This is a genomic window from Maribellus sp. CM-23 (assembly GCF_021354595.1).
Taxonomy (GTDB): domain Bacteria; phylum Bacteroidota; class Bacteroidia; order Bacteroidales; family Prolixibacteraceae; genus Draconibacterium.
In genome coordinates this window covers 181,789-205,343 of the sequence record NZ_JADWYJ010000004.1, presented here as the reverse complement: position 1 = coordinate 205,343, position 23,555 = coordinate 181,789, and the positions used below count along the sequence as shown (strand labels likewise).

At 44.0% G+C, this 23,555-nt stretch carries 20 protein-coding genes; 10 read left to right on the top strand and 10 right to left on the bottom strand.

The features are described 5' to 3' along the window. Positions 1-158: 158 nt before the first annotated feature. The 3 genes from INQ51_RS14680 (at position 159) to INQ51_RS14670 (ending at position 5,768) form a co-directional block, all read left to right on the top strand. Entirely contained in the window at positions 159-1,703 is a 1,545-nt protein-coding gene (locus INQ51_RS14680; protein WP_233378724.1) for an acyl-CoA carboxylase subunit beta, read from the top strand. Positions 1,704-1,720: 17 nt separating this feature from the next. Beyond that, on the top strand, positions 1,721-2,044 hold the full coding sequence (locus INQ51_RS14675) for an acetyl-CoA carboxylase biotin carboxyl carrier protein subunit (protein WP_119439167.1): 324 nt from the start codon (positions 1,721-1,723) through the stop codon (positions 2,042-2,044). Between the two features lie 82 nt (positions 2,045-2,126). After that, entirely contained in the window at positions 2,127-5,768 is a 3,642-nt protein-coding gene (locus tag INQ51_RS14670; protein WP_233378723.1) for a PKD domain-containing protein, read from the top strand. A gap of 3 nt (positions 5,769-5,771) precedes the next feature. Here INQ51_RS14670 and INQ51_RS14665 read toward each other — a convergent pair whose 3' ends face one another. The 6 genes from INQ51_RS14665 to INQ51_RS14640 all read right to left on the bottom strand — a co-directional run bounded on the left by INQ51_RS14665 (position 5,772) and on the right by INQ51_RS14640 (position 12,560). Beyond that, complete coding sequence (locus INQ51_RS14665) at positions 5,772-6,758, bottom strand: PorP/SprF family type IX secretion system membrane protein (protein WP_233378722.1); 987 nt, start codon at positions 6,756-6,758, stop codon at positions 5,772-5,774. Positions 6,759-6,913: 155 nt separating this feature from the next. Then, positions 6,914-7,249, bottom strand: coding sequence for a hypothetical protein (locus tag INQ51_RS14660; protein ID WP_233378721.1), 336 nt, complete (start codon positions 7,247-7,249; stop codon positions 6,914-6,916). A gap of 177 nt (positions 7,250-7,426) precedes the next feature. Further along, positions 7,427-8,230 carry a 4-(cytidine 5'-diphospho)-2-C-methyl-D-erythritol kinase gene (gene ispE / locus INQ51_RS14655; RefSeq protein WP_233378720.1) on the bottom strand — a complete coding sequence of 268 codons (804 nt, stop codon included), beginning with the start codon at positions 8,228-8,230 and terminating at the stop codon, positions 7,427-7,429. A 47-nt stretch (positions 8,231-8,277) separates the two neighbouring features. Further along, positions 8,278-11,151 carry an aminomethyl-transferring glycine dehydrogenase gene (gcvP, locus tag INQ51_RS14650; protein ID WP_233378719.1) on the bottom strand — a complete coding sequence of 958 codons (2,874 nt, stop codon included), beginning with the start codon at positions 11,149-11,151 and terminating at the stop codon, positions 8,278-8,280. A 106-nt stretch (positions 11,152-11,257) separates the two neighbouring features. After that, entirely contained in the window at positions 11,258-11,896 is a 639-nt protein-coding gene (locus INQ51_RS14645) for an MBL fold metallo-hydrolase (protein ID WP_233378718.1), read from the bottom strand. 1 nt (position 11,897) lies between these two features. Beyond that, positions 11,898-12,560: a protein-L-isoaspartate(D-aspartate) O-methyltransferase gene (locus INQ51_RS14640; RefSeq protein WP_233378717.1), complete on the bottom strand. Its 663-nt coding sequence runs from the start codon at positions 12,558-12,560 to the stop codon at positions 11,898-11,900. A gap of 150 nt (positions 12,561-12,710) precedes the next feature. Here INQ51_RS14640 and INQ51_RS14635 point away from each other — a divergent pair, with 150 nt between their 5' ends. Both INQ51_RS14635 and INQ51_RS14630 read left to right on the top strand, forming a co-directional pair. Next, positions 12,711-13,574: a hypothetical protein gene (locus INQ51_RS14635; RefSeq protein ID WP_233378716.1), complete on the top strand. Its 864-nt coding sequence runs from the start codon at positions 12,711-12,713 to the stop codon at positions 13,572-13,574. Positions 13,575-13,669: 95 nt separating this feature from the next. Then, positions 13,670-15,088, top strand: a complete 1,419-nt coding sequence (locus tag INQ51_RS14630) for a sugar transferase (protein ID WP_233378715.1) — start codon at positions 13,670-13,672, stop codon at positions 15,086-15,088. 180 nt (positions 15,089-15,268) lie between these two features. Here INQ51_RS14630 and INQ51_RS14625 read toward each other — a convergent pair whose 3' ends face one another. From INQ51_RS14625 to INQ51_RS14615, 3 genes are read right to left on the bottom strand one after another with little or no spacing between them, the layout of a single operon-like run. Further along, on the bottom strand, positions 15,269-15,595 hold the full coding sequence (locus INQ51_RS14625) for an antibiotic biosynthesis monooxygenase family protein (protein ID WP_233378714.1): 327 nt from the start codon (positions 15,593-15,595) through the stop codon (positions 15,269-15,271). Continuing rightward, positions 15,592-16,158 carry an RNA 2',3'-cyclic phosphodiesterase gene (thpR, locus tag INQ51_RS14620; protein ID WP_233378713.1) on the bottom strand — a complete coding sequence of 189 codons (567 nt, stop codon included), beginning with the start codon at positions 16,156-16,158 and terminating at the stop codon, positions 15,592-15,594. Before thpR ends, INQ51_RS14625 begins: the two co-directional genes overlap by 4 nt. A 1-nt stretch (position 16,159) precedes the next feature. Continuing rightward, entirely contained in the window at positions 16,160-16,744 is a 585-nt protein-coding gene (locus tag INQ51_RS14615; protein WP_233378712.1) for a DUF4294 domain-containing protein, read from the bottom strand. 108 nt (positions 16,745-16,852) lie between these two features. On the opposite strand from INQ51_RS14615, the gene INQ51_RS14610 reads away from it, so the two are divergent. The 4 genes from INQ51_RS14610 (at position 16,853) to INQ51_RS14595 (ending at position 21,396) form a co-directional block, all read left to right on the top strand. Further along, positions 16,853-18,112, top strand: a complete 1,260-nt coding sequence (locus INQ51_RS14610; RefSeq protein ID WP_233378711.1) for an arginine deiminase family protein — start codon at positions 16,853-16,855, stop codon at positions 18,110-18,112. A gap of 116 nt (positions 18,113-18,228) precedes the next feature. Beyond that, a complete protein-coding gene (locus INQ51_RS14605) occupies positions 18,229-18,759 on the top strand; it encodes an RNA methyltransferase (RefSeq protein ID WP_233378710.1) in 531 nt (176 codons plus the stop codon). 282 nt (positions 18,760-19,041) lie between these two features. Continuing rightward, positions 19,042-20,337: a DUF2851 family protein gene (locus tag INQ51_RS14600; protein ID WP_233378709.1), complete on the top strand. Its 1,296-nt coding sequence runs from the start codon at positions 19,042-19,044 to the stop codon at positions 20,335-20,337. 9 nt (positions 20,338-20,346) lie between these two features. Next, positions 20,347-21,396, top strand: coding sequence for a potassium channel family protein (locus INQ51_RS14595; protein WP_233378708.1), 1,050 nt, complete (start codon positions 20,347-20,349; stop codon positions 21,394-21,396). Positions 21,397-21,483: 87 nt separating this feature from the next. Here the strand turns inward: INQ51_RS14595 and INQ51_RS14590 are convergent, their stop codons facing one another. Next, positions 21,484-22,644: an AraC family transcriptional regulator gene (locus tag INQ51_RS14590; RefSeq protein ID WP_233378707.1), complete on the bottom strand. Its 1,161-nt coding sequence runs from the start codon at positions 22,642-22,644 to the stop codon at positions 21,484-21,486. Between the two features lie 314 nt (positions 22,645-22,958). Between INQ51_RS14590 and INQ51_RS14585 the strand changes: the two genes are divergently transcribed. Continuing rightward, on the top strand, positions 22,959-23,456 hold the full coding sequence (locus tag INQ51_RS14585) for a T9SS type A sorting domain-containing protein (protein ID WP_233378706.1): 498 nt from the start codon (positions 22,959-22,961) through the stop codon (positions 23,454-23,456). The last annotated feature ends 99 nt before the right edge of the window (positions 23,457-23,555 follow it).

The window sequence follows — 23,555 nt, the reverse complement described above, 5'->3', positions numbered from 1 at the left end:
AGAATACTATAATTCGAACAATATGAACCTCCCTATGTGAATTTACGTACTACATAATTGCATTTACAAATGGCAATTGAAAAAAATTATAATTTTGCTTTCGCTTATTAAAAAAGACCCGGAATCTTAGGGTTAATTTATAACTTAAAAAAAACTTTATGTCACTAAGAAGCAACGTACTTGATCTTCGCAAAAGAAAGAAAGAAGTACAAAAAGGTGGTGGAGATAAAGCCATTGAGAAACAAGCTGCAATGGGGAAACTGACTGCACGGGAACGTATCCTCGCATTGCTCGATAAAAACTCATTTCACGAATACGATCTGTTTGTTGAACACGCAGCCAAAGATTTTGGCATGGAAGGCAAGACCCTTCACGGAGACGGTGTGATCATCGGAACAGGAACTATTTACAATAAACCGGTATGTATTTTTGCCCAGGACTTCACGGTTGCCGGAGGTTCATTGGGATTGATGCACGCCCGTAAGATCACCAAAATTATGGACCACGCTCTGAAAATGAGGGTTCCGTTAATTGGTATCAATGACTCGGGTGGTGCACGTATCCAGGAAGGTGTAAACTCGCTTGCCGGTTATGGCGAAATCTTTTTCCGCAATACACTGGCCTCGGGTGTGATTCCTCAGATTTCGGTAATTCTCGGCCCTTGCGCCGGTGGCGCTGTGTATTCTCCGGCCCTCACCGACTTCGTATTTGTGGTAGAAAATATTTCTAAAATGTTTATTACCGGCCCGTCTGTAATTAAATCGGTACTGGGCGAGGAAATTTCGATGGAAGAACTGGGCGGAGCCAAAGTTCACGCCGAAATTACAGGTAACGCACATTTTTATGCAGAAACTGAACTGGAATGTTTTGAGCAAATCAAAACGCTGATCAGTTACATTCCAAGAAGCAACCTGAAAAAAGCGCTGGCGCACAAACCAAAAGCACCGTTAAAAGGGAAAGCCATTGACGATATCGTTCCGGTAGACCCAAGAATTCCTTACGACATGAGGGAACTAATCAGAAGCATTACTGACGGATCTGAATTCTTTGAAGTAATGGAAGGATTTGCGCCCAACATTATCATTGGGTTTGGTAGAATGGATGGAGAAACCGTGGGTTTTGTGGCCAACCAGCCCATGGTACTTGCCGGGGTTCTCGACTGCGACAGCTCGGATAAAGCAGCCCGTTTCATCCGCTACTGCGATGCTTTCAACATTCCGATTGTGACCATGGAAGACCTGCCGGGCTACCTGCCGGGTGTTGACCAGGAGCATGCCGGGGTAATCCGTCACGGAGCAAAAATTCTTTATGCATACAGTGAAGCTACCGTTCCGAAAATCACCGTTATTGTTCGCAAGGCATACGGAGGTGGTTACATTGCCATGAACTCGCGTCACCTGCGTGCTGACTTTGTGTTTGCATGGCCAACTGCCGAAATTGCAGTAATGGGACCGGAAGGAGCAGCCAACATTGTATTCCGGAAAGAAATCTCGGAAGCGGAAAACCCGGAGCAAATGCGTCAGCTAAAAATCCAGGAATACAAAGAAAAATTCGCCAACCCGTATGTAGCAGCTGCGCAGGGTTATATTGACGAAGTTATTGAACCGGGAGAAACCCGTTCGCGCGTCTTACATGCATTGCAGGTTTCTGAAAACAAAACGGCTTCCATGCCTAGCAAAAAACATGGAATTCCACCGTTTTAATCGTAAAATTCTACCAAATGGAAGATCAAAAAGAGCTTAAAAACCTGATCATACAGGGGGCGGTTTACAAGACTACCTATACTAAAAAATTTGAGAACAGGGAAAATTATGAAACGCCCAACGAGAATCTTATTTACTCGTTCATTCCGGGAACCATTGTGGACATTTTTGTAAAAACAAACCAAAAGGTAAAAGAAGGCGAAACCCTTCTGTTACTGGAAGCCATGAAAATGGAGAACCAGGTGCGCATGCCTTTTGATGGAGTGATTGTAAAAATCCACATAAAGAAAGACGAAATTATTCCGAAACGCCATTTGATGCTTGAAATCAAACCGGCGTAAACGAAGTTAAAGCATAAAAAAAACCGCAGAAGGTCTCCTTTTGCGGTTTTTTTGTAAATAATATTTAGCTTCGATCCGACTTATGAACTTTAGATTACTTCAACTTATCATTTTTTTCGGCTCCTTGGGTCTGGTGCTTTCAGCACAGGAAACGGGCAACCCATGTCGCAGATCGACCGAAGGGAAAGAATTCTGGTTTGGTTTTATGGAAAGCCGGAATTACCATACTGGTCATTACCTGGAAGTTACTGTAACTGCCCGCGAAAAAACAAACATTACCATCACCGTTGGAGAGGATGCTAATGGCTCAAATGTATATTCAACATCACTAACCGTAAATGCCAATAGTTCGAGACAAATACAACTTCCGTGGGAGACTGTTGAAGCAACCGGCTCCGAAGAAATTCAACGAAAAGGGATTCACCTGGTTTCTGAAAAACCGGTAAATGTTTACGCCCTTAACTGGGACCAGAATTCTGCCGATGTTGCGGTTATTTACCCCGTTGAATCATTGGGAAAAGAATATTATGCCATGTGTTACGAACCCGATATCGACTTGAACAATCCCACCAAAGGCAATGGCCGCAACAGCGAATTTCTGATTGTTGCAGCGGAAGATTCAACCTACCTAACCATAACTCCGTCAAAAATTACGGATAAACTCAGGCCCAAAGATTCTACCTTCACCGTAACATTGAATAAGGGCCAGGTATTCCAGGTTCAATCAGAGAATGAAGTAAATACAGGAAACCAGGGACAGGGAGACTTGACCGGGAGCTACATAAAAGCCAGCAAACCAGTGGCTTTTTATTCCGGGTCTTTAGCTACCCGCATTCCGACAGGGAAGTGTTGTTGGGACCATCTATATGAACAAATCCCGCCCATACACACTTGGGGCAGGGAATATTATGCGATTCCGTTAAAATCGAGAGAACAGGATCGTTACCGGATTATGGCGGCTTACGACAATACAACGGTTTATATTACAGGACTTGCACCATTCTCTCTGAATAAAGGAGAATTTAAAGAACTTGTGTTCTATCACAACGAACCCAAAAAGATTTATGGAGACCAACCCATAATGGTTGCACAGTTCAGTCAATCGCGGGACGTTGACCAAAATTACACCAATGGCAATGGTGACCCCTTCATGATTATTTTAAGCTCGACCACACAAACAAAAAACGATGTCACTTTTGTTGCTTATAATTCGGATCAGATCGCAAGGTATTATGTAAACATTGTTACGCTTACTGAAGAGGTACATAACATTCGGTTTGACGGAAATTCCATTGCAGGAGAGTTTCAACCTTTTCCCGACGGTGAATATTCGTTTGCCCAAAAGGAAATATCTCATGGTACCCACCAGATTGTCAACACAAATAAAGACCGAGGATTTCTTGCCTATGTATATGGTTATGGCGGTGTTGAATCGTATGGTTACGGTGTAGGTTTTAATCTCGATCTGGTACTCGATTTAGGAAAAAGTATCGATTTCAGTGGTGATACGCTTCTTCTCTGCCGCGGTGATTCAAAAATTCTTGATGCCGGTCCTTATTTTGACACTTACACCTGGAATACCGGAGAGCAAACGCAACGTCTGGAAGTAACCATGGGAGGGAGGTACCAGGTAAAAACAACAACGGTCGATGGGTGTGAACTGGAGGATTCCATTTTCATTTATGTCAGTGCTCCCGATGTTGACCTGAAAATAGATTCTGCAGAAGGATGCGCACCTTATTCCATAGAACTGGATGCAACGACTGAATTTGAGAAATACCTCTGGAAAAATGAGAACAACGATACTTTATCCACTATCCAAACCATTATTGCTGATAAAACCGGGGAATATCAACTGACTGTATGGGACAAATTCAAGTGTACAGATAAAGATGCTTTTAAGCTGGTCGTTTTCCCAGTGCCTGATATTGAAGTAAAAGGAGAGCATCTATTGTGCAACACAAAAGAATGTGATTTAACTGTTGATATTTCGGGAACGCCCGATTACGTGTGGAACTACAACAACAGTTTTACCTGGGATTCAAATGATCCGGGAATAAAAATTACCAATACAACCCATAGCCAAGCAAGTATTGAAGCACCAGAGTGGGGACAATACAAAATCTATTACGAGTTAAAGACCGTTGACGGCTGCATTGTAAACGACACTTTCGAAATCGGCTTTTATCCTACTCCAACTTCGGAGTTTCAATTTGTTGACGATCCGAATGATAAATGCAAAGGATATTCAAGAGAAGTAAAATACACCGGGAATGCATCCGAAAATGCAATGTACAATTGGGATTATGGTGGTGCCAAACTCATCGATTCGCTTGATTGGAATCATTTTATCGTTTCGGTTGGAGCCTACAACACAAATCCCCACCTCACTCTTTTTGTGGAGGAAAACGGTTGCTGGAGCGACACCACCTCTTCTTTGCTCGGGGCAAATCCCGATTTTGCATTGGAAACACCCAAATCCCGCGGTTGTGATTCTTTAACCGTTTCTTTTAAAGGAGAACTAAAAGTGGAAGATGCGCTTACTTTTGAGTGGGATTTTGGCGACGGATCTCCGACAAGCAATAATCAGGCAGTCAAACATCTGTATAAAAATCCGGGATTTTATGATGTTAGCCTGTTAATCACCAATGTTTTGTCAGGGTGCCAAATCGGCTTCCAGATCGATAGTATGATTAAGGTTTTTCCTACTCCAACTGCTGAAATAATTGCTGACGCGACCATCTGTCATCCCGATTCTGTCCAAATTATTTATACAAACAGCATTGACTCTTCCCTTTGTTTCTGGAGTTTTGAAGGCGCCCATCAGTCAGGCCCGGGAAATGATACCGTTACCATGATTCTGGACGAAGCTTTTGGTAAAGCAATTTTAAGCGTAAATGAATTTGGTTGTATTAGCCAGCCTACCGAGATAACCCTAAAAAGAAAACCACAATTTGATATTTCAACTCCAGATGAAGAAGGGTGTCAACCTTATTCATCTGAAATAAGAGCCACATCAAAAGACAACGCAATTGATTATACATGGCTGACCGACACCTTGCCGTATCCTACAGGGAATTTTCTGTTGTACTATTTCCCTGACTCAGGCCGGTTTGATGTTTCGTTAATAGCATCATCCCTGGAAACCGGATGCAATGATACCCTGATAAAAGAAGACTGGATATGGATTCATCCCAAACCTGTTGCAACCTTTGAAGTAGACTATCCGGTAGCCTTACTCGAGCATTCAACTATTACTTATTCAAATTACTCAGAAAGTGCAGATTTTTATAGTTGGGATTTTGGCGACGAAACATCATCTGTTGAGAAAAATCCGATACATACTTATACAAATCTGGGAGAATATACTTCGCTGCTTATTGCTGAATCAGGATTTGGATGCAAAGACACAACAGATTTTACGATCAAAATTTTACCTTTTTCGGTATTTACACCGAATGCATTCCGACCCGACAGTGAGATTTCTGAAAACCGAACATTTATGCCGGTTGGACTTGGGGCAGATGAAAATAGCTTCGATTTAAAGATATTTGATCGCTGGGGACAACTTGTTTTTGAGTCCCATTCTCCGAATACTCCTTGGGATGGAAGTAGCAAAAAGGGCGGAGAAGCTCCAATGGGAAATTATATTTGGATATCTCAATACAAAGATATTCAGGGATTTGATCATGAACAAAAAGGTCAGGTATTGCTGATACGCTAAGTATCACATCTCTCCGAACTCGTCGTAGTACTGCTCATAAAACGGAAGCCGGCTTTTTCTTTTGTTCTCATGCAGAAGAAATACAAGTGACACTTCACTCGTTCCTCCGGTGTTACCGGCTAGTCCCGATACAGTGAAATCGTAGCTGTAAGTAAACTGCCATTTGCTCCGTACAAACCCAACAAGAAAAATAAGCGCATCGTATCGCAGTCCGAAATTCTGTCTGAACCAGGTTCCAACGGCAATCCCTCTTTTCGTTGCAAATAAACCATAATTAAATTGCTGAAAATCGCCCTGTTTCTGTACGATCACCTGTGGAGAGATATCAAACTTTTTCCGAAGATGCCCATGTAAATACACGGGGAGTCTTGCACCAAAATGCGCTGTATACTTTCGGGCCAGTTTAGAACCTGACAGTTCAGCGGAAGAATAGCTATGATAGGGCTCTGACAAATGGTTTATTGAAATCCCACCAAAATAGCGTTCACTGTAAACCAAGGCTCCCGTTCCAAAATCCCAAAACGAATAGTTTGGATCAGTTAAGTATGCCAATTCTCCTGATACTCCATGATTCCCACCAACAATATCAACGTTGTCAGCAAATACCAATTTGCTCACACGTAAAGAATTCTGGTTAAATCCAGCCTGAATGCCAACATTCATCACAAAGCCCTCGCTAAGAGGGACAAAAACGGAATAAGCTGTATTTACCTGATAAGTATTCAGAGCACCGTCAGCCTGCAGATCATTCATAAAATACACCCCAAGACCTCCTCTCAGCTTAGGTACAGGAACATCCGCACAAGCAGTATAACTTGTAAAAGCATTATCAAATGCATGCCACTGATTACGATATTGTACTGCAATTCTGGGCACTCCCATTGTTCCCGCAAAAGCGGGATTCAGATACAACGGATTGGCGTAAAACTGGGAAAAAGACACATCCTGTCCGGCCAAAGAAAACGCAGAAAAAAATAAAGCAAGAAACAAGATATTGAGTTTTAGCCTTGACACAGTTCGGATTTGATTTAGTAAGCAAATATATATTTTTAAAGATGCGTAATTACAAAAATGCAACAACAAAAAAGGGCTGTCAATTACTGACAACCCCTAAAATTCAAATAAAACTAATCGCGTTCTTTAACTTATATCTTCCAATATGTATTGTTCATCATCCAGTCTTCCAGCGTTAACTGAACTTCGGTTTCGGTGGCTGCCAGGTAGGCAAGCTCCCATGCTTTCTGATCCGTCATCCAGCTTTCCACTTTCAATTCTGCTTCAGCTTCGCGAGCAGTACCGGGCGCTGCCTGTACGTTCCAAACGTGCTCGTCAGTCATCCAGTTTTCAATCTGCAGCGAAGTTTCAGTCAATGCTTCATGGCTCGAGGCTTTTGCTTTGTTTTCGTGTGCATTAACATTTCCGGCAAAAATTATAATCGCGAAAATGGCTATTGCAGCTAAGTGATTCATTCTAGTTTTCATCTTTCTTCTTGTTAATTGTTTTCTTTCTGTTGTTTTCTGTTTGCCTTCTTCAAGGTCTTTTTTCTGTTTCTGTCTTCAGTTTAATAGACTGTTTACGGATACAAAGGTTACACCCTCCTTTGTTAAAAAGAATAAAAAAAATGTTAATGAAATCCTAAGGTCGGCGAAAAGCCAAAACTATCGGTAAATAAAAATACCTGAAGGGATGAATTTAGCCAAATCTACCGGTGAATGGCGAAAAATGCCGTAAACGGCCGAACCACTTCCCGACATGGAAGCATACACGGCACCGTTTTCGTACAACAGATTTTTGAGGGCTTCGATTTGGGGAAACTGCGGAAAAACAGATTTCTCGAAATCATTTTTCACCCTATCTTTCCATTCTTCGATGGGCAAGTCGGCTAGTTTTCGAAGATCAAAATCTGATTTTTGAGGAATGATATTCCGGAAAGCATCGGCAGTGCCAACCGAGAATTCAGGTTTTAAAAGAATTATTTCATATGCTGAAAGATCCAGTTCGACCGCCTCGAATTGATCTCCGATACCATGCGCAAACGTAGGTTTGTTTCGAATAAAAAACGGGCAATCGGCCCCCAGTGTCGCCGCATATTTTTCCAATTGATCGTCTTTCAATTCCAACGAAAAGTATTCATTCAGCATTTTCAAGGTAAAGGCAGCATCGGCAGAACCGCCTCCCAGGCCCGCACCAAAAGGTATAACTTTATGCAAGTGAAGATGAACAGGAGGTAAATCAAACTTTTGCTGTAAAAGGTGGTAAGCTTTGAAAACAAGATTACTCTCAGGTGCGCCGTCAATTTGTATTCCTGACGCAGAAAATTCCGGTTCTGCTGATTCAACCAGCTCCAAAGCATCGGCCAGCTTTACCGGGTAAAATACCGTTTCCAGGTTATGGTAACCATCCTCACGTTTGGAAACAACGTTCAGTCCTATGTTTATTTTGGCATTCGGAAACGATATCATGGCACAAAAATAAAAAAGCCATCCGAAAATACGGATGGCTCTGCTTTTTATTTGAATGCTTCGTACTCTTCAGGCGAACCGCAGATACAAATCAGGTTTCTGTCGCCCCAGGCATTGTCTACCCGGCCTACCGGAACCCAGTATTTGTTTTCGCGTACCCAATCCAATGGGTAAGCAGCCTTTTCGCGCGCATAAGCATGTGTCCACTCGTTGGCACAAATACTTTCAGCCGTATGTGGCGCATTTTTCAGCACGTTGTCATCTTTGTCCACACTTCCGCTTTCCACTTCTTTTACCTCTTCGTAAATCGAGTTTAAAGCGCTGATAAAACGATCCAGCTCAGCTTTCGACTCACTCTCGGTTGGCTCAATCATCAGTGTTCCGTGAACCGGGAACGAAAGTGTTGGTGCATGGAAACCATAATCCATCAAACGTTTGGCAATGTCTTCTTCGGTAATTCCGGATGAAGCTTTCAGGTGACGGCATTCCAGAATCAACTCATGCGCTACACGGCCGTTTTCGCCAGTATAAAGTACACCGTAATTATCTTTCAAGGCACCCGCAATGTAATTGGCATTCAGAATAGCAACTTTCGTAGCTTCGGTTAATCCTTCTGCGCCCATCATCTTGATGTAACCGTAAGTAATTGGCAGCACCGAAGCACTTCCCCACGGAGCAGCCGAAACAGCCGTAATACCAATATGTCCGTTATTGATAACCGGATGCGAAGGCAGAAAGTCAACCAGGTGACTGGCAACACCAATCGGGCCAACACCCGGACCGCCACCACCGTGCGGAATCGCAAATGTTTTGTGCAGGTTCAGGTGACAAACGTCTGCGCCAATCATTCTCGGATTGGTCAAACCCACCTGCGCGTTCATATTCGCACCGTCCATGTAAACCTGACCGCCATTATCGTGAATCACCTCACACATTTCGATAATGGAAGCTTCGAACACACCGTGAGTAGAAGGATAAGTTACCATGAAAGAAGACAACCTGTCGCGGTGCAGCTCTGCTTTGGCACGCAAATCGGCCATATCCACATTACCGCGCTCATCGCAGGCAACTACCACCACTTTCATTCCGGCCATTACAGCACTGGCAGGGTTGGTTCCGTGAGCCGATGCCGGAATGAGTACCACATCGCGCTGATCATCTCCACGACTTTTGTGGTATTCCTGAATCACCATTAACCCGGCATATTCGCCTGCAGCACCCGAATTGGGCATCAGGCTCACATCGGCCATACCGGTAATTTCAGCTAAATCGCGACGAAGCTCTTCCATCATTTCCTGGTAACCACGTGCCTGATTTTTAGGAATAAAAGGATGAAGACCGTTAAATTCGATCCAACTCAATGGCAGCATTTCTGTGGCAGCGTTCAGTTTCATGGTACACGACCCCAGCGAAATCATCGACTGAGTCAGAGAAATGTCTTTGTGTGCCAATCGGTTAATATAGCGGAGCATTTCAGTCTCCGAACGGTATTTATTGAAAACCTCTTCGGTCATAAATTCGCTGGTACGGGCAAATTTTGCATCTACTGCAAATCCCTTGGGATATTCCATTGCCACCTGGAATTTCTTATTCGCCGCTTTGGCAAACACCTCAATAATCCACGCAATGTCCTGCGGGTTGGTTGTTTCGTCGATACTGATTCCCACATTTCCGTTTTCGAAATAGCGGAAGTTCATTTCCAGATCCAGCGACAACCACTCAATGTCTTCACGTTTTACATGCTTCGGAAGTTCAATCCGGATGGTATCAAAGAAGTTTGTATTGAGCTGTTTGTATCCCAGCTTTTCAATTTCCACTGCCAGGAAAGCAGCAATATTGTGAATGCGCTGAGCGATCGCCACAACTCCTTCCGGACCGTGATAAACGCCAAAGAAACCTGCCATAATGGCCAAAAGCGCCTGGGCAGTACAAATGTTTGATGTTGCTTTTTCGCGTTTAATATGTTGTTCACGGGTTTGAAGCGCCATACGCAACGCGCGTTTCCCGTGGATATCTTTTGTAATACCGATGATGCGGCCGGGCAAGTGTCTTTTGTATTCTTCGCGCGCGGCAAAAAAGGCTGCATGCGGACCACCATATCCCATCGGAACGCCAAAACGCTGCGTGCTTCCAAACACGATGTCAGCGCCCCACTCTCCGGGAGGTGTTAAAATTGCCAGTGAAAGCAAATCGGCTGCCACCGCCACTTTTATTTCTTTTTCGTGTGCTTTCTCAACCAATTCAGCATAATCGGTGATTTCACCGTTAGAATCCGGATACTGAACGATAACACCAAAAACAGTCTCATCAAATTCAAAACTGTCTTTGGGCTGAATTTTCAGTTCAAATCCCAGCGGAAGTGCTCTTGTTCTGAGTACATCGTGGGTTTGCGGCCACATTTTTTCATCCACCAAAACCGTATTTACATTCGCTTTCACCATTTGGCGCGAACGAAGATTGGCCATCATAACCATGGCCTCGGCAGCGGCAGTCGACTCATCGAGCAGCGAAGCATTGGCAATTTTCATTCCGGTAAGGCTGCTTACCATGGTTTGAAAATTGAGCAAAGCCTCCAATCGTCCCTGTGAAATTTCCGCCTGGTAGGGAGTGTAAGAAGTGTACCACGCCGGGCTTTCCAACACATTACGTAAAATTACTGCCGGAGTAATGGTATCGTAATAGCCCATGCCGATGTACGTATTGAACACCTTGTTTTTGGATGCCAGTTCCAGAATCCTTCTGAAATATTTCCGCTCCGACAAACCCTCGTTCAATTTAAGGGGTTGCTTTAACCTGATATTGGAAGGTACGGTTTGTTCCAACAATTCCTCCATAGAGGATACGCCTATTGCTTCCAGCATTTCTGCTATTTCGTGGTTCCGCGGTCCAATGTGGCGGGTTACGAATCTATCCTGAGACATTTGTGAATGAATTAATTTATTTGATTGAATTTTTTGCAAAATTAGTCAGAGCCGTCCATTCAAAAAATGATTTTAAACCAACAACTCCTTTCAATGAACTTTTTGTCTACGTTAAAAACGGATTCGACCATTTCTCAACGCCAACCGATGTTTCCGGTCCGTGCCCCGAATACACTTTAACATCTTCGGGAAGCGTTAACAATTTTGTTTTGATACCCGAAATCAATGTATCGTAATTTCCTCCCGGAAGATCTGTCCGGCCAATGCTTCCATAAAAAAGCACGTCGCCAACTACCAGAATATTCTCTTCTTCGGAATAAAACACCACGTGTCCCGGCGAGTGCCCCGGAACATGAAGGATTTTCATTTCAGTGTTTCCGAATTTGAGTGTTTCTCCTTCGTGCAACCAGCCGTCCATTGGCTTTACCTCCTTCATGTCGAAACCAAACATCTGCGCCTGGCTAACCGACCGTTCCACCAGAAAAGCATCTTCGGCGTGGGCATAAAACGGAATTCCGTATTGTTCGCGTACAAATTCCACTCCCAGAATATGATCGAAATGACAATGCGTATTGGCAATCATTACCGGTTTCAGCTGATTTACGGCAATGTATTCCTTTACTTCTTCCTTCTCTTCGGTGTAATAAAACCCGGGATCAACAAACACACATTCGCCTGTTTCGTCCGACAGAATGTAGGAATTCTCACCCAAAGGATTCACTACAAATTTTTGTATTGTTATCATATCAGAAATTAACGATTCCTTTCAACATGGGCACAAACAAAAAGCGGCCATGTTTTTCAATCCTGTAGTCGTTTTCGTCTACACGGTTAACAACGTACATTTCCTGTTTATTGTTGTCACCCACCGGGATCACCATCTTCCCGCCCACTTTTAGCTGATATTTTAGACTAAGCGGAACAGTGGGTGCACCGGCAGTAACAATGATCCGGTCGAAAGGAGCCAAAGTAGGCAAGCCTTTGTAGCCATCTCCAAAAAAACAGGCCGGCGAATAACCGATGGCCGGCAGAAACTTATGAACCTTGTTGTACAACTCCTTCTGCCGTTCGATGGTAAAAACCTTGGCACCCATGGCACACAAAACCGCTGCCTGGTAGCCCGAACCTGTACCTACCTCCAAAACCTTCTGGTTTTTCTCAACCTCCAGAAGCTGCGTTTGAAAAGCCACGGTGTAGGGCTGTGAAATGGTTTGCCCGGCACCGATCGGAAAAGCCTGATCCTTGTAAGCAAAGTTCACAAACCCGCTGTCCATAAACAGGTGGCGCGGCACCTCTCCGATGGCCGTCAAAACATTCTCGTTTCGTATTCCTTTTATTTTCAATCCGTCAACCAGCTTTTTACGGAGGCCTTGGTGACGAGGAGTATCATTTTGATCCATTCCTGACATTAAATCACAAAATTAAACGAATTGCCCCTTTTAAACGAGGCGCACCCTTGTTCAATATTAACATTTAACGTTAATAAATTAGCCCTGACATATCAAAATTATATGGAACTGACGTTTACCTTTGTTGAAACCGTATAAATATCTGGAAAAATGATGAATGTCGGGCTAATTGGGAAGACAGCGATTCTGGAACCTCATGCATTAAAATTAAAGGAAAATTCTTCTGTAAACATCATAGGGAAAGCCTCGGTGGGGAGCCATACCCAGCTAAACAGTTTTCATTACTCGGTGCCCGAATTTAACCGGGTGGAACTGGTTGAACGCGCGGATGTTATTTTGATGGATAATTCCACTCCGAACGCCTTCAGGCTCATGCAGGAAATGATCAAAAAATCGAAGCATATTTTCTGTACCGAACATCCGGCTCTTACCATCGACGAATGTACCGAACTGAACAAGCTCGCCAACGAATCGGGATCGGTGGTACAAATCACCAATCCGTACTATTTCACACCAGCTATTCAGTGGATGAACGAAAGCGTGCACACGCCTGCCTTCATCGAATATTCGAACTTCGAACCCGGCGGAACCGCCAGCGAATCGTTGTATACCATGCTGCTGATGTTACTCGGCATTACAGGCATCAGCCCGAAGAAAATCGGTGCGGTTGCTTTTCCGGGTTTTAACAGTTCCCGTTTTTCCAACGTGCGCCTCGAATTCAACGACGCCTCGGTTATCAGCCTCAATTACGGCAAACTGGAATCACTCAACGATTTCAAAATCAGAATTTATGCTGATAACCAGTTTGTGGCTTTCAACTTTACCCAAGGAACATTTTTGTGCAACAACAAGGCGGTGAACCTCGACCGGTATTCCGGCACAAACGAGTTCGATCATTTTGTACAAACCATCGAAAAAAAGGTGAAGAAGAACAGCTGTCTGGAAGATTACCTGATTGCCATGCATGTGGTACAAAAGATCAACCGCAAATTGATGCAGTTTTCTTCCCTTTAGTGAATGTAAAAGCCTACTTTTGCGGCAATAAAAATCCAGGTCGTCCGTTTTACTGCTGAATTGCAAATAAACGGAACCAGACTTAATCGGAGCGAATGAACAAAAAGCGGCAGGTCGTCAAATACCTTACTTTTGATTTTCTGGCAGCAGCCCTTTCCTGGGGTTTGTTTTTTATCTATCGGAAAGAAATTATTGAGCCCCAGTTTTTTGGAGGCTGGGATGTGCCCTTTGAGCTCACTCCCCAGTTTTTCCTGGCACTCATCATCATCCCTTCGTTTTGGATTTTGTTTTATTACATCACCGGTTTTTACCGGAATATTTTCCGACGCTCCCGACTACTCGAACTGGGGCAGACTTTTGCCACGTCGGTAGTGGGCGTTATCGCACTTTTCTTTGCCTTTATGCTCGACGACTGGATTGAATCGTACAAAAACTACTACCAGTCGCTGCTGGTTTTGTTTGGACTGCATTTTTCTTTGACCTATTTTTTCAGGCTGGTATTGACCACCGGAACCATCCATAAAATTCACCGGCGTAAAATCGGGTTCAATACCCTGATCGTCGGTAGCAATAAAAAGGCCCTGAAACTTTTTCAGGACATGAACAGTCAGCTGCGTCCGGCCGGAAATAAATTTGTGGGATACATTTCGCTGAAAGACAACAAGGAAGACGCACTAAAAGATCATCTGCCCAACCTGGGAGAGATCGACGATATTTTAAACATTCTTCAGCAAAACAATATCGAAGAAGTGATCCTGGCTTTTGAGCCCCACGAAGAAACCAAGGCCAGCGAAATTCTCACGGTAATTGAAAACCGGCAAGTAACGATCTGGGGGATTCCCGACCTGTACGACTTCCTCTCGGGAACCGTTAAAGTAAATACGATTTACAGCAGCCCACTTATAAAAATCAGCAACGGATTAATGCCTGCCTGGCAGGAAAACACCAAACGAATGCTCGATGTTCTTTTTTCGCTGATTGCCATGATTTTGTTTTTCCCGGTTTTTATTGTGCTCGCGATCATCATAAAAAGCACTTCGCACGGACCGGTTTTTTACAAACAGGAGCGGGTTGGCCGCTTCGGAAAGCCCTTTCATATTCATAAACTGCGCAGTATGGTGAAAGATGCCGAAAATGGCACCCCTGCCCTTTCTTCGGAAGACGACGGACGAATCACCAAAATTGGCCGTTTTCTGCGAAAAACACACTTAGATGAAATTCCGCAGTTTTACAATGTTTTGATTGGCGAAATGTCGCTGGTAGGGCCGCGCCCCGAGCGTGAATTCTACATCAAACAAATAGTTGAACGGGCGCCTTATTACACCCACCTGCACAAACTGCGGCCGGGAATCACCTCGTGGGGGCAGGTAAAATACGGCTATGCATCCAATGTCGACGAAATGCTCGAACGGCTTCCCTACGATATGATGTACCTGAAAAACATCTCGCTTTACATCGACTTTAAGATACTGATCTATACGGTTATGGTCAGCGTGAAGGGGAATGGAAAGTGAGTTCAGAGTTTAGTGTTCAGTGTTCAGTGTTCAGTGTTCAAAGTTGTGCTTTTTTCCCCATGCTCCATGCCCTTTGCAATTCAACAGTTGAGCAATATCTCGCAAGTCAGTTTCCTTGTTGCGGAAAAAGCTTGTGGCTCGAAGCTAACAGTTTATTCATGCATTAAAGCATTCTCGCATTCAATCCTTCAGCCCTTCAAACCCATAATCCCGTTCCACTTTTGTAATTCGGGTCTTATAAGTTTTATACCACTTCTTTCTTCCTAAACGTTGTGCTTCTAAATGGTCCACGTTCGCTTTCCACATTCGGATAGCTTCCAGTGACTCCCAGTAAGAAACCGTAATTCCGATTTCGTTCCGCGCACTTTCTACGCCCAGAAATCCGAGTTGTTGTTTAGCCAGTTCAACCATTTTGTCAGCCATCTCGCTGTAACCATCGCCGATTTCGGTTCGTACCGAAGTAAAGATCACCGCGTAATACGGTGGTTGTGGTGTTTGTGCAATCATTTTAACTGAAATGTTTTTATTGGTTGATAAAAGGGCCCTTCCGGCCTCAAGATACTCTGATAAAAAATAAACTCCGAAACTTTCACCTGCTGATAAAGAACCTCCGGCAGATCATCAACAATCGAACAAAAACGATTGCGGCTACCCAGGTGCTTGACCCTCCCAAGCGTAAGGTGCGGACGAAATGCTTTTAATTCTTCCTGAAAACCGGCAGCAACTACCGACGTCTCAATTTCCGATGCCAAAGCCGACAGCTGTTCCGAATCATTGATTTTCAGAAACAGCACACGCGGACTGCCCTTGCTTTTAAAATAACCGGCGCCTTTTACTGCAAACTCAAAAGAAGTAAAACCGCTGGCAACTTCCGCAAAACGTTCGGATAATTGTTCTGCCTGCAAACGCGACGTGTTCCCCAAAAAACGAAGGGTCAGATGAAAAATATCTTCCGGCACCCAGTTGATGCCATCGCCCTGAAAAACACTTTTGAATTGGCGAAACTGATCCATCAATGCTTTCTCCGGAATGATTTTAACAGCAACAAAAGTTCTGATTTCCTTGTTCATTTTATAAATACCCCAACTCAATTAAGGTCACAATTTCTTCCAGCATTTTGTCCTCGTCATCGGGATCGTAACCTGCCTTCAGGTCGTTCTTAAACAGCTTGGCAATGCCCTGCCAGAACACGGCGCTAAAACCTCCCCTAAAATCCTGAATCAGGCTGTAGGGCGTTCGCTCGGTTTCGCGGTTGATCAGTTTTAACAGAATCCTACCATCGGAGATCGACCATTTTTTCAGTTCGTCTTTGTGTTTGTCGAGCAGTTCTTTCTCCAGCTTCTTCATCAGCTTTCGTTGATCGCCCCGGTCTTCCAGCGCTTCGTACCGCGGTTGATATTCAACAAGCAGTTCGCGGGCTTCAACAGCCAAAGGGTACACCTTTTTCACTTTTTGCACATACCTCGAATAGCGCCGGTAATCGCGTTTGTTCTTAAACTCGCGCTCCGGAAAAACAACCACCTCTTTGATGTTTTTAAACACAATGGTATCGCCGTTCTGAATCATGCCCAGATTCACTTCCTTCCGATCAGGTTGTTGCGCCCATGTAAGCCCCGCCATCAGAAGCCCTGCCAATATCGATACCCATTTCCTCAAACGAATCCTTTTAAAATTATCCGTGTAAAAGTAGAACGAATAAATAATTTATCCATTACAGCCCAAGCAAAGTTTATATATTTGATCCTCTAAAAAACTAAACGAAGTATGAAGACAAGCGTTCATTCTGAGATCGGTAAACTGGAAGGCGTAATTGTGCACACGCCGGGGTCGGAAGTGGAAAACATGACACCGGAAAACGCCGAACGGGCCTTGTACAGCGACATTCTGAATCTTTCGATTGCCTCGAAGGAATACGCGCAGTTAAATGGGGTGCTACAAAAAGTTACCCGTGTTTTCGAGGTAAAAGACCTGTTGTCGGTTATTCTTGAAAAAGAGGAGGTGAAACACCAGTTGCTAAACGACATTTGCACGCTCGAAAAAATTGAGCTCAGCAGGTCGCTGCTTAATACTCCGGCCGATGTACTGAGCAAACTGCTGGTGGAAGGTGTTGCGCTGGAAAAGAACAACCTGACCAACTACCTCAGCAACGAACGTTTTTGGCTGCGGCCACTGCACAATCTGTTTTTCACACGCGACTCGGCCATGGGAATGAACGAGAGCATGCTGGTGGGAAAAATGGCCAACCCGGTTCGCGAACGCGAGTCGATGATTATGGATGCCATCTTTAACCACCATCCCGAGATTGAAACGACTGTTTTGAACCCGTCAAAACCTGCTTTTGAAATACAGGTACATCCACGCTCCACCATCGAAGGTGGTGATGTTCAGATTGCCCGCGAAGATATCTTTGTGATCGGAACAGGAATAAGAACCAGTACCCAGGGGATCGATTTTATCATCGAAAGCATCAAAAGGACAAAGAAAGAAAAACACCACATCATTGTACAGGAGCTACCTTCGTCGCCCGAGTCCTTTATCCACCTCGATATGGTTTTTACTTTTCTGAACAAACATGAATGCATGGTTTACCCGCCGGTTATTTTTGGCATGAGCCGTTACCGGACCATTCATCTTGAAATCGAAAACGGAAGGGTGAACAAGATAGAAGAGTTCCCAAATATTCCGGCAGCGCTTCAGAAACTGGGGATGGATCTGGAGCCCATCTCCTGCGGAGGCCATGTGGATGCCTGGATGCAGGAACGCGAACAATGGCACAGCGGAGCCAACTTTTTTGCGTTTGAACCGGGAAAAATTATCGGCTACCAGCGCAATAATCATACACTGGACGAACTTAACAGCAAGGGCTACGAAATACTTGCCGCCACCGATGTAATAGAAGGAAAGATTTCGATCGATGATTACAAAAAATGCGTGGTAACCATTGCCGGTTCAGAACTGGCGAGGGGTGGCGGTGGCGCCCGTTGTATGACACAACCGATCAGGAGAGCAGAAGTGAATTGGTGATCTTTAGAGTCTCAGTTGACAGTCACAGTCTCAAAAAATATTGACAATATAAAAAAGAATTTATCTTTTAGAAACATACTCGAAGCTCATGGCTCGAGGCTCACAGCTTACAAATAATGCGAAAACTAAGAAACAGCGAGCTTAACAGGCTGACGGTGGAAGAATATCAGGAATCAGAAAAATCGCCAATGGTTGTGGTACTCGACAACATCAGGAGTTGTCACAATATTGGCTCTGTATTTCGTACGTCGGATGCTTTGCTGGTTCGTAAAATCTATCTCTGCGGAATCACCGCCACACCACCCAACAACGAAATCCGCAAAACGGCGCTAGACGCCGAACGGTCGGTTGCGTGGGAATACCATGAACATACCGAAGACGTGGTAAAAAACTTAAAAGAAGACGGCTTTACAGTTTACGCCATCGAACAGGTGGAGAACAGCATTATGCTGCCCGATTTCCGGCCCGGTGAGAATGAAAAGATCGCGCTTGTTTTTGGCAACGAAGTAAAGGGAGTAAAACAATCGGTGGTAAACCTTTGCAACGGCAGCATTGAAATTCCGCAATACGGAACCAAGCATTCCTTCAATATTTCGGTGAGTGCCGGAATTGTGCTTTGGGATATTTTTCAGAAAATGCAGGAGTAGCTGGTCCATCCTTTCGAAAAAGAAAATCAAACGACAATTCGGCACTTTATCCCCGAACCTGGACAAGCCTGACAGGATTGATGACAGATTGATGCAGATTGGTTCAATCTCATCAATCCATTCAATCTAAATCCAGTAAAAAACGTTCTGCCAAAGAACACACGAATATCGCGAAGAAGATATTACGGACAACTGATCTAGCACCCTATCAATAGTTAAAGCAAAAATAAAGGCAATGCTACTTTATTCAATTTTCCTTACTTTTAAAGAAAATAGAATGAAATGAATACCCCGTCCTGCATGCCTGAAGAATTTTTACAGTACGTTTGGGAAAACCGTCTTTTTGATTCCGGTGATTTGAAAACCAGCGCCGGAGAACCCATCGAAATAATACACCCGGGCAGAAAGAACACCGACTCGGGGCCTGATTTTTTCAATGCCCGCATAAAACTCGGTGATACGGTTTGGGCCGGAAATATTGAAATACACGTAAAAGCTTCGGACTGGAACAAACACCTTCATCAAAACGATAAAGCGTACGACAATGTGGTGCTGCACGTTGTGGAAACTTTTGATACTGAAATTGCACGAACCAATGGCGAAACCATTCCAACGCTGATTCTGACGTATCCTGACTACCTACGAAATAACTATAAAAACCTGCTGGATGCCAAAACATGGATTGCCTGCGAAAACCGTTTTCACCGCATTGATCCGATCCTGCTTCAACTGGGTTTTAACCGCCTGATGATAGGGCGCCTCGAAAGCAAAACAGAGGCGATCCTTGCGCGGCTCGAACAAAACCACAACGACTGGAACGAAACTTTTTACCAGGTGCTGGCCCGCTCTTTCGGATTCAAAGTAAATGCGGTTCCCTTTGAATTGCTGGCCCGGTCGCTGCCAGCTTCGCTGCTTGCCAAACATAAAAACAACCTGTTCCAACTGGAAGCCCTTCTTTTTGGCAATTCAGGATTATTGAACCATCAATTGCTGGGCGATGAGTACTACCTGAGACTGCGGGAAGAATACTCGTTTCTGTACAAAAAATATAAGTTAAGAGCTATCGAAAGCCATCTCTGGAAATTTCTTCGCTTGCGCCCGGTCAACTTTCCTCCGGTACGGATTTCGCAACTGGCGGCGCTTTTTCTCCAGTCAGAAGCCTTGTTTTCAAACATTATCGAACTCGAAAGTCTTTCGGAACTGTACTCGCTTTTCAGGGTAAGAGCTTCCGAATACTGGGATACACATTACAATTTCAACAAACCATCCAAAAGCAAGCAGGCAAAAGAATTAGGCGAAACATCGATTCAGGTTCTCATCATCAATGTGGTTATCCCCTTTCTGTTTGTTTACGGTGAAAAGCAAAACAAAAACCACCTGAAAAACCGGGCACTGGAGTTCCTGGAACAATTACCGGCCGAAGCCAATTCCATTGTAGCCAAATGGGCCCAACTTGGGATTAACGCGCGATCAGCCTTTGAGTCGCAAGCCTTACTTCAGTTAAAAAGCCAATACTGCGAAGCAAAAAAATGTTTAAATTGCCAGGTAGGAGTTAAGCTGGTTTCAGAGCGCGAATAATCATTCTAAATGGGATCTACAACGCATCAATACAACAAGTTCCAGGTATTATCAAACCGCACCATCAAAATCGGGATCGGGCTGCTGGCCTCTATCCTGGCATTTGGCACCATTGGTTACTATTTTATCGAAGGGCTGAGCCTGCTCGACAGTATCTTTATGACCGTTATTACCATCTCCACGGTGGGCTTCAGATACGTGGGGCACGAGCCAACCGAGATGGGGAAGGTGTTTACCATCATACTTATTATTCTGAGTTTGGGAAGTTTGGCTTACGTGGGCTCCAACCTTGCCCGCTTTATTTTTGACGGAGAATTGGCTAATTACATAAAAACGTACAGGGTGGACAAAAAAATTGCAAAACTGAAAGATCATGTAATCATTGTGGGTTACGGGAGAAACGGCGAACAGGCGGCCATGGAACTTTCTGAAAACGGAGTTGAGTTTGTTATTCTCGACAAGCGCGACAATGTGATTTCGCGCATACGCGAAAATCCGGAGTTACTTTACATAAAAGGCGATGCCACGCACGAGGATGTTTTGGAACAAGCGGGTGTTCACAACGCGCGGGCGCTGATTGCCACCACTCCCAACGATGCCGACAATGTATTTGTAGTGCTTACCGCCCGAAGCATGAATCCGGGATTAACGGTGATTAGCCGTGCTTCGGAAATTGAAAGTCAGATGAAACTAAAACGTGCCGGTGCCACCAACGTTATTATGCCCGAGCGTATTGGCGGACAGCGCATGGCAAAATTGGTTCACCAGCCCGATGTGGTGGAATTTATCGAATACATCCTGCTTCAAAAAACCCGGGATGTGGCTTTGGAGGAAATATCATGCCGCAACCTAGCGCAACAGTTTGTCGGGAAATCGATCGGCGAATTAAAAGTACGAGAAAAAACAGGGGCCAATATTGTCGGGATCAAGATCAGCGGGGCGCGTTATGTTTTCAATCCCGATCCCAACATGATCCTGTCGCGAAACGACCAGCTTTTTGTGCTTGCCAACCAGGAGCAGATCACAAAACTAAAGGAGCTGATGGCTTCAGAGAAATGATATCCGCTGTTGTTAAGTGTGAACATCAGACAAGGATTTCAATCGTCATTTAATTGAGCAAGTATTGAAGAAAATACTCTTCATTTCTCAGTTTTTCAAATAACTGCCCGGAGCAGAAATATAAGAACTGGGTGTTTTTCCCACCTGGTTTTTAAATACCCGGTAGAACGAAGACCGCGATTTAAATCCGGATGCTATGCCAACTGAGTCCAGCGAATGATTGGCTGGCAGCGTCTCCAGCAAACGAATACTGTGTTCAACACGGTGCTGATTTACCAAATCATAAAAGTTTGTATACTCCGACATTTTAATCAACTCCGTAATTTTATAGCGGGGAATATTAAAAGCTTCGGCCACACCGGCCAGGGTTAATTCAGGTTGCAGGTAAAGTTTCTGCTGTACAAACTGATGAATAAACTTCTCCAATGCTTCACTGTTTCCGTCCGGGCAGTCCGTCTCGTTCATAGGCTCCCGCTCCGGTGCATTTTTCGCTTCAGTGTCGTCATCAATAAACGAAAGATCGGGCTGCAATATGGAATGAATAAAGAAGTAGAACCCGAAAAACAACAAATACATGTAGGTTAAGGCGTACAAGTATTGATTTACATAAATTCCAAACAAATGGAGCCCAACCAGCAGGCATTCGCCCATAAACAAAAAAGCAGCAACTTTTATCCAGTGCAGGTTATTCGAACCGATGTTGGTGATTTGCTGCTTCAGTTTAAAGCGATATTTCCGGTATAAATTGTAATAAATCAGGTACGAATAAACGATACATTGTACCAATGCAAACGACTTTCCGCTAATCGAAAGCACGTTAAAGTAAAAGTTGTTCTCTATGCTTAATTTCATGTAACTGTTGTCGTTGAAATTAATCCTGTCAATTACTTCATGTGCATGATTCGGAGCAATGGCGAAGCCAAGAATTAACTCAATTGCCATCGGTGCAAAATGCCACAACTCGCTGAGACGAATGTTTTTGTTTTGCTGCCCAAGCTTTACCAGGTAGAGGTAATAAAGTGGCAATAAACTTACCTTAATGGCCGTGTTAATGTAAACCGAGTAGTTTATGTTCAGATCGAAGCTGGCCAACACCGGAGGAAGAACATGGATCGCTTTTAGAAAAAATGCAATGTACAAATAGGAAAGTCCTTTTTTATTCATCGACTGAGCCACATAAAATAGAATAAGAGCAAAGGCAAAAAAGATAATAAAGACGATGAAAAGGATGAGCACAGACAGGTTCATGGATGTCAGGTTTATTTAGAGCGCGAAAATATTAAAATGACTCCGTTTATCCATCAACTAAAAAGCACGATTTCCTGTTTTTTTAATACAAACAGCTTTTTGTGCGGTTATTTCCCTATTGAACAATTCCAATTCATTTTGAAGCCCCCAACCCCCAGAAATCGATCTCTTTGCATTTATTGGGACAAGATTGTGCTTATTGAGACACCTTGTTTATTGCACCAATTTCAACATGATTTTACTTTTAACCCCGTTAGAGAGACGACAAGTTCCCCGCCCTAACGGGGATATTCCTGATTACAAAACCAAGATCAATGAGAAACAAACTACCGGCAGTAAAACGCGTGCTACTCGCTTTTAGCATCTCCGTTATTGCACTTTATTCATCCGCCCAGATTCAATCTGTAACCGCCGCCTCCGGAGCTTATCTGCAGGGAAAAAACATTACGGTTTCCTACACTTTGGGCGAAACAATCATCACCACGCTTGAAAAACCGGATTTGAAAATAACGCAGGGATTTCATCAAACAAATTTGCTGGTAACAGCCATCGACGAATTGGAGAAACTGGCTGTTAAGATTGAAGCCTATCCCAACCCTGTTCGTGACAACTTGAACCTGGTTCTGAGCGAAATGTTGCCGGCCGAAACATCGTATGAACTTTACAACAGTTTTGGAAGCCTGATTATCCGCAGAAAACTAGATGCCTTAAACACCAAAATCTCATTTCAAAACCTGGGTCCGGCGGTTTATATTCTGAAAGTACACCGGGGAGCTACCACTTTGAAAACCTTTAAAATCATAAAGAGATAGGCAGAGAAGTCAATTACAGGTTTTCAGTTGATAAGAGGACGAGCCCGGAAACATCGGAAAAATTACACAACGCCTTAAAAATTGTCACCAGATAAAAAC

Bases quoted from the DNA above. Each gene is read 5' to 3' on its own strand.
- INQ51_RS14680 (WP_233378724.1), top strand. From the start codon at position 159: ATGTCACTAAGAAGCAACGTACTTGATCTTCGCAAAAGAAAGAAAGAA.
- INQ51_RS14675 (WP_119439167.1), top strand. From the start codon at position 1,721: ATGGAAGATCAAAAAGAGCTTAAAAACCTGATCATACAGGGGGCGGTT.
- INQ51_RS14670 (WP_233378723.1), top strand. From the start codon at position 2,127: ATGAACTTTAGATTACTTCAACTTATCATTTTTTTCGGCTCCTTGGGT.
- INQ51_RS14660 (WP_233378721.1), bottom strand. From the start codon at position 7,249: ATGAAAACTAGAATGAATCACTTAGCTGCAATAGCCATTTTCGCGATT.
- ispE (WP_233378720.1), bottom strand. From the start codon at position 8,230: ATGATATCGTTTCCGAATGCCAAAATAAACATAGGACTGAACGTTGTT.
- gcvP (WP_233378719.1), bottom strand. From the start codon at position 11,151: ATGTCTCAGGATAGATTCGTAACCCGCCACATTGGACCGCGGAACCAC.
- INQ51_RS14645 (WP_233378718.1), bottom strand. From the start codon at position 11,896: ATGATAACAATACAAAAATTTGTAGTGAATCCTTTGGGTGAGAATTCC.
- INQ51_RS14640 (WP_233378717.1), bottom strand. From the start codon at position 12,560: ATGTCAGGAATGGATCAAAATGATACTCCTCGTCACCAAGGCCTCCGT.
- INQ51_RS14635 (WP_233378716.1), top strand. From the start codon at position 12,711: ATGATGAATGTCGGGCTAATTGGGAAGACAGCGATTCTGGAACCTCAT.
- INQ51_RS14630 (WP_233378715.1), top strand. From the start codon at position 13,670: ATGAACAAAAAGCGGCAGGTCGTCAAATACCTTACTTTTGATTTTCTG.
- INQ51_RS14625 (WP_233378714.1), bottom strand. From the start codon at position 15,595: ATGATTGCACAAACACCACAACCACCGTATTACGCGGTGATCTTTACT.
- thpR (WP_233378713.1), bottom strand. From the start codon at position 16,158: ATGAACAAGGAAATCAGAACTTTTGTTGCTGTTAAAATCATTCCGGAG.
- INQ51_RS14610 (WP_233378711.1), top strand. From the start codon at position 16,853: ATGAAGACAAGCGTTCATTCTGAGATCGGTAAACTGGAAGGCGTAATT.
- INQ51_RS14605 (WP_233378710.1), top strand. From the start codon at position 18,229: ATGCGAAAACTAAGAAACAGCGAGCTTAACAGGCTGACGGTGGAAGAA.
- INQ51_RS14600 (WP_233378709.1), top strand. From the start codon at position 19,042: ATGAATACCCCGTCCTGCATGCCTGAAGAATTTTTACAGTACGTTTGG.
- INQ51_RS14595 (WP_233378708.1), top strand. From the start codon at position 20,347: ATGGGATCTACAACGCATCAATACAACAAGTTCCAGGTATTATCAAAC.
- INQ51_RS14590 (WP_233378707.1), bottom strand. From the start codon at position 22,644: ATGAACCTGTCTGTGCTCATCCTTTTCATCGTCTTTATTATCTTTTTT.
- INQ51_RS14585 (WP_233378706.1), top strand. From the start codon at position 22,959: ATGAGAAACAAACTACCGGCAGTAAAACGCGTGCTACTCGCTTTTAGC.